The organism is Rhodoferax sp. (assembly GCF_039922535.1).
Lineage (GTDB): Bacteria > Pseudomonadota > Gammaproteobacteria > Burkholderiales > Burkholderiaceae_C > Rhodoferax_B.
This window is the reverse complement of the sequence record NZ_JBDTEM010000030.1, coordinates 1-6,355: the sequence shown is the minus strand read 5'-3', so window position 1 is coordinate 6,355 and position 6,355 is coordinate 1. Positions and strand designations below refer to the sequence as shown.

Annotated in this window: 5 protein-coding genes; 3 read left to right on the top strand and 2 right to left on the bottom strand. The window is 63.2% G+C overall.

What is annotated here, in order from left to right; genetic code table 11:
- On the bottom strand, positions 1 to 1,517 hold a 1,517-nt coding region (locus ABI213_RS01290; protein ID WP_348025773.1), incomplete at its 3' end, for a class I SAM-dependent DNA methyltransferase.
- A gap of 156 nt (positions 1,518 to 1,673) precedes the next feature.
- Positions 1,674 to 3,503 carry a sigma 54-interacting transcriptional regulator gene (locus ABI213_RS01285; protein ID WP_348025772.1) on the bottom strand — a complete coding sequence of 610 codons (1,830 nt, stop codon included), beginning with the start codon at positions 3,501 to 3,503 and terminating at the stop codon, positions 1,674 to 1,676.
- Between the two features lie 249 nt (positions 3,504 to 3,752).
- Here ABI213_RS01285 and ABI213_RS01280 point away from each other — a divergent pair, with 249 nt between their 5' ends.
- The 3 genes from ABI213_RS01280 to ABI213_RS01270 form a co-directional block, all read left to right on the top strand.
- Positions 3,753 to 5,207, top strand: coding sequence for a benzaldehyde dehydrogenase (locus ABI213_RS01280; protein WP_348006480.1), 1,455 nt, complete (start codon positions 3,753 to 3,755; stop codon positions 5,205 to 5,207).
- Between the two features lie 27 nt (positions 5,208 to 5,234).
- Positions 5,235 to 6,002, top strand: coding sequence for a coniferyl-alcohol dehydrogenase (locus ABI213_RS01275; protein ID WP_348006481.1), 768 nt, complete (start codon positions 5,235 to 5,237; stop codon positions 6,000 to 6,002).
- A gap of 81 nt (positions 6,003 to 6,083) precedes the next feature.
- The coding region (locus ABI213_RS01270; RefSeq protein WP_348025771.1) for a DUF1302 family protein at positions 6,084 to 6,355 on the top strand (272 nt) is incomplete at its 3' end.

The following is a 6,355-nucleotide window of genomic DNA, read 5'->3' as shown; positions in this document are numbered from 1 at the left end:
GCCGCAATCTCATCCTCCAGCTTCGCCAACTCCGCCAATATCTCGCCCGGCGCGCGGTGCTGCACCTGGGCGTGCACTACTTCTTTGTAGCGGTTGATGCTGAGGTCGTAGCCGTTGGCGGCTATCTCGTGTTTGGGCACCAGGAAGCTTTGGGCGGTGCGGGGGCGGTCGGCTTGGGGGGTGTTGCGGGTGGTCCAGCGCTCCAGCACGTCGGGCAGGTTGTTTTTAGCGTGCTCTTCATTGGATAGCTGCTTGCGCAGGTGCTGCGTGCGCTGTAGGCCTAATTTGTCTTCAGGCAGCAGGGGCTGGCGTTTGTCGTCCAGGCTGTAGCCGTCGGCCTGCATGTCGTAGAACCACACCTTATCCGTGCCGCCGCTGTTGGTTTTGGTGAAGAACAGTATGGCGGTGGACACGCCCGCGTAGGGCTTGAACACGCCGCCGGGCAGGCTGACGATGCCGTCTAGCTTTTGCTCTTCCACCAGCATGCGGCGCAGCTCTTTGTGGGCTTTGCTGCTGCCAAACAGCACGCCGTCGGGCACGATGACGGCGGCGCGGCCACCGGGCTTGAGCAGGTGCAGGAACAGGGCTAGAAATAGCCGCTCGGTCTTTTTGGTGTTGACGGTTTGCAGCAGGTCTTTGGCTACGTTTTCATAGTCCAGGCTGCCGGCAAAGGGCGGGTTGGCCAGCACCAGGCTGTAGCGGCCTTCTTCTGTGCCGTGCTCTTGGCCCAGCGAGTCGCGGTAGGTGATGGCCGGGTTGTCTACGCCGTGCAGCATCATGTTCATGCTGCCGATGCGCAGCATGGTGTTGTCGAAGTCGTAGCCATGGAACATGGCGTGGTTGAAGTGCTTATTTGATGTGGCGTCGTGGAACAGCGTGGCGTGGTGGTCGCGCAGGTATTCGCCCGCCGCCACCAGGAAGCCGCAAGTGCCGCTGGCCGGGTCGCAAATGGTATCAAGGGGCGTGGGGGCGGTCATCTCGACCATCAGCTGGATGATGTGGCGCGGCGTGCGGAACTGGCCGTTTTGCCCGGCGCTGGCGATTTTGCCCAGCATGTACTCGTACAGGTCGCCCTTGGTGTCGCGGTCTTCCATGGGCACGGCATCCAGCAAATCGACCACCTTTTCCAGCAGGGCGGGCGTGGGGATGGTGAAGCGGGCGTCCTTCATGTGGTGGGCGTAGGTGGAGTCGTCGGTGCCCAGGGTGCGCAGGAAGGGGAAGACATGTTCACCTACGATGGTGAACATCTCGCTGGCGGCTGCGTTCTTGAAACGGCTCCAACGCAGGCTCTCGAAAGCGCGGCCGCGGTCGTTCACGCCTTCAGGGAAGATGCGGCGCTCGATGGGCTTCTTCAGCCGGTTGGCCTTGTTTTCTTCGAGGGTGTGCAGGTCGTCCAGGCGGCGCAGAAACAGCAGGTAGGTGATTTGCTCGATGACTTCGATGGGGTTGGCGATGCCGCCGGACCAGAAGGCGTTCCAAATCTGGTCGATTTTGCTTTTGAGGTCGCCGGTGAGCATGGGTCTAGTAAGGGGTGGGTCGATGGAGGGGGCAAGGCCGCGTGAGCATAGCCCAATAGACGCTATATTTTTGAGAGCTTCTTGCGCAGGTGCTACCTGCGCTAGAGGCTGATTTTTTATAAATTTTTGGGATAGACGCTGGGGTCCCAGGTTGCATTACACCAGCCCGTGTTTTCGGGCCCGGTAGGCCAGTTTGGCGCGGCTGGTGTTCAGCAGGCGGGCGGCGGCCGACAGGTTGCCCTTGGCGCCGCTGATGGCGCGCTGCAGCATGGCGCGCTCGGTCTGGTCCAGCGACAGGGCGCTGGCGGGTGAAGTAGCCGCAGGTGCTGCGGCGGCGGCTGGCGCGGGCGCGGGTGTGGCCGCCAGGTTGAGCGTGCCCGCACCGTCTTGCAGCTTGAGCGTCATCACATCGGGTGCCAGGGTCTCGCCGCTGGTAAACAGGTGGTGCACGTCGATCAGCCCGCCCACGTCGGCCATGATGACGGCGCGCTCCACCAGGTTTTGCAGCTCTCGGATGTTGCCGGGGAAGTCGTAGTTCAGCAGCGTGCGCACGGCGGCCTGGGTGAATCCCAGGGTGGCGCAGCCGTGTTTGCGCCGGTAGTGGTTCAGAAAGTGGTTCATCAGAAGCGGAATGTCGTCGCGCCGCTCGCGCAGGGGCGGCAGGTGGATGGGGAAGACGTTGAGGCGGAAGAACAGGTCTTCGCGGAAGCGACCGTCCCGCACGGCCTGGCGCAGGGTTTCGTTGGTGGCGGCCAGCACGCGCACATCCACCGCAATGCTGCGGGTGCCGCCCACGCGTTCAATCTCGCCCTCTTGCAGCGCGCGCAGCAGCTTGCCCTGGGCCACGTAGCTCAGCGTGCCGATTTCGTCCAGAAACAAGGTGCCGCCGCTGGCGCGTTCAAAGCGGCCGGGGCGCGACACGCTGGCGCCGGTGTAGGCGCCGCGTTCCACGCCGAATAGCTCGGATTCGATCAGCGTCTCGGGAATGGCGGCGCAGTTCACGGCGATGAAGGGCTTGTCTTTGCGCGGGCTGATCTTGTGCAGCATGCTGGCAAACTTTTCTTTGCCTACGCCGGATTCGCCGGTGAACAGCACGGTGGCGGTGGTACGTGCCACGCGGCTGAGTTGGTGGCAGGCGGCGTTGAAGGCTGACGAGGCACCGACCATTGCGTCCCCCGCGGGTGCGCTGCTGGCCGGTAGCTCGGCCGCATCGGACTGTGGCCGCGCATAGGCGGCGGTGTCTACAAACTCGCGCACGTTCAGGTAGCGCATGTCTTCCTCGATGTCATCCCACTGGTCGGCCGACTTGCCGACCACCCGGCAATGCGCGTCGCCCATGGAGCGGCATTGCGTCTCGCGGAACACGATGAGCCGACCGAACAGGGTGCTGACGTAGCCTGTGGCATAGCCCACCTGCATCCAGCAGGCGGGCGAGCCGCCGATGCCGTAGGCGGCGATGTGTTCGTCGTCCTCGCTGGAGTTGTGCCACAGGAATTCGCCCTCGTAGCTGCCGGTTTGCGCGTCGTACTCCACCTGCACCAGCTCGACCTTGACCACGCCTTCCAGCGCATGCAGGCGGGTACCTGCGATGGCGGCCGCCGAGGGGTCGGCATCGGGCCATTGCTGGCGCACCAGGTGGGCATCGCGCGCGCCGCTGACGTAGCCCGCGCGGGTGAACAGGCCGCGCGCCTGCTGGGTGCCCAGGCTGTCGATCATCTCGCGGCGCAGCGAGCCCAGGGCTTCGGTGTGCAGCAAAACCATGCGTTGGTCTTGCAGCCAGATGCGGCCATCGCCCGGCGAGAAGAACAGGCATTCGCTGATGTCGGCAATGTTGGGGTGCGTCTCGCTGCCGATGTGCGTGCTGGCAAAACCGCCCAGGGCCTTGTTGACCGAGCTGCTGTCGAAGTTGCTCAACACCGTGCCCGTGGCACGGGCCACATCGGCCAAAGAAACCCGAGAAGCACGTGAAGGGTTGCGTGTTTTCATTTCACCAATTGATCAAATTTGATTTGCAAATATAACTATTTGATGAAATTTTTGGAGGGTGATTTCCCTATGTTGCGGCGCGGTAAAGGGGCCTCGGGTATCTACCTAATTCCCCTCTGGGGGACGGCCTGATCTGCGGCTTTTGGCGGGCTTTCTTTCCGGGGCTGGTCCGTGCATTGCGTTAGTCGATGCGTGCTGCAAAGAAATGTGGCGAGTTGATAAACGCAATTTCACTAAAAGGACATGGCTATGGGTGCGACAGATACGGCGGGACTTTTTAACTTTGTAGGCTTGCAACAAGCGGCCTTGGGCGCTGGCTTGCGCGACGTGGTCGAGCCCGCCACCGGCCAGGTGCTGTGCCGCGTGGGCATTGCCAATGCCGCCGACATGGCGGTGGCTACGGCGGCTGCCGCAGCGGCGCAGAAGGTCTGGGTGGCGGTGCCGCCACGCGAAAAGGCCGCCATCTTCCGCCGTGCTGGGGCTTTGTTTGAACAGCATTTCGACGCGCTGGCCCTGTACACCGCCAGGGAAACCGGCGGCATTCTGGGCAAGGGCCAGCATGAAGTTCGCGAGGCCGCGTTGATTTGCCAACTGGCCGCCAACTTGCCATTGCAATCGCAAGGCCATGTGTTGCCCAGCGTGCCCGGTCGCACCAGCATTGCGCGCCGGGTGCCGCATGGCGTGGTGGGGGTGATCTCGCCCTTTAACTTCCCTTTGATTTTGGCGCTGAGGGCGATTGCCCCGGCACTGGCAGCGGGCAATGGTGTGGTGGTCAAGCCCGACAGCCGCACGCCCGTGTCTGGCGGCTTGATGATTGCCCGCATTTTTGCCGAAGCGGGTTTGCCCAAGGACTTGCTGCAGGTGCTGCCCGGCGATGCGGAAGCAGGCGAGGCGCTGGTGGTAGACCCGCTGGTGCCAATGATTGCCTTCACCGGCTCCGTGGCCGTGGGGCGCCGCATTGGCGAGCTGGCGGGTCGCCATCTGAAGAAGGTGTCGCTGGAGCTGGGCGGTGCCAACTCGCTGATCATTCTGGACGATGCCGACTTGGACGTGGCGGCCAGCAACGCGGCCTGGGGCGCGTACTTCCACCAGGGCCAGATTTGCATGGCCTCCAACCGCATCCTGGTGCACAGCAGCATGGCGGCGGAGTTCACCAAACGGCTGATTGCCAAGGCCACGCATTTGCCCATGGGCAACGGTGCCAGCGGCCAGGTGGCCCTGGGCCCGCTGATCGACGCCAAGCAGCGTGATCGCGTGCACGCCCTGGTGCAAGACAGCGTTAAGGCTGGTGCCAAGCTGGAAGCCGGTGGCAGCTTTGATGGCCTGTTCTACAAGCCTACGGTGCTAACAGGTGTCAAGCCCGGCCAGCGGGTGTTTGAGGAAGAAACCTTTGGCCCGGTGGCCAACATCATCACCTACACCACGGATGAGGAGGCGATTGCGCTGGCCAACAACAACACCGGCAGCCTGGCAGCGGCGGTGATCTCCAAATCGGTGGGGCGGGCCATGGCGGTGGCCCAACAGCTCAAGTCCGGCATGGTCCACATCAACGACCAGACCGTGAATGACGAGTGCGTGAACCCCTTCGGCGGCCCTGGCATCGCGGGTAATGGCGGCAGCGTGGGCGGGCCTGCCGACATGGAGGAATACACGCAGTGGCAGTGGGTCACGGTGAAAGACCAGGCGCCGACCTACCCCTTCTAACCCACCCAGATCAACCAGGAGAACAGCATGAGCTTGCAAGGAAAAACCATCGTCATCACTGGCACGTCGTCCGGCATAGGGGCCGAGGTGGCACGGCTGGCCCGATTCCAGGGTGCGACGGTGATCGGTATGGACCGCAATGACCCGAGTCTGACCTTAGACGGCTTTGTCAAAGCCGATCTGGGCAGCGTCGCCGCCATCGACGCGGCGGTGGCCCAGCTACCTAAGCATATTGATGGCTTCTGCAATATCGCCGGTGTGCCCGGCACAGCCGACGGAGACCTGGTGGCGCGGGTTAACTATCTGGGCCTGCGCCACCTGACGGAAGCGGTGTTGCCGCGCATCCCGCGTGGCGGCAGCATCGTCAACGTGGCATCCATCTTGGGAGCCGAGTGGCCCTTGCGGCTGGACCTGCACAAAGAACTGGCCGCTGCCAAAGGTTTCGATGCCGGTGCGCACTGGCTGCGCGACCACCCTGTGCCGCAGGCCACCTGCTACCAGTACTTCAAGGAGGCGCTGATTGTCTGGAACGGCGTGCAATCGCAAGAGTGGTTTCTGGGCAAAGGCGTGCGCATGAACTGCGTGGCACCGGGCCCGGTGTTCACCCCCATCCTGGGCGACTTCGTCTCCATGCTGGGCGAGGAGCGGGTGCAGGCCGATGCCCACCGCATGCTGCGCCCGGCCTTCGCCGACGAAGTGGCGGCAGTGATTGCCTGGCTGTGCAGCGATGCCGCCCGCTGGGTCAGCGGCGCAAACATACCGGTCGATGGTGGCTTGGCATCGACCTACCTGTGATTTGGGGCGGTGGCCCTAGCGGGCGTGCGCTGGGGCCACCTTTTTTTGAAGTAGCAAAAAACACTTAACGAGGAGACTTTAATGATAAAAAAACCCACCCCCTTCCCACGCAGCGCCTTGGCGCTGGCAGCGGGCATGCTGTGCGCCGTTTCTGCCCAGGCCCTGGAGCTTGGTTCTGACCCGGACACCAAGATCCGCCTGGACCTGACACCCAAGTACAGCACCGCGTACCGCATGAAGGATGCTTCTGCCGCGCTGACCGTGCCGTCCAGCGATGCCGGTTTGGCGAACGAAAACGACGGCGACAGCAACTTCCGCAAGAAGGGTTTTATCTCCAACCGGTTTGACCTGCT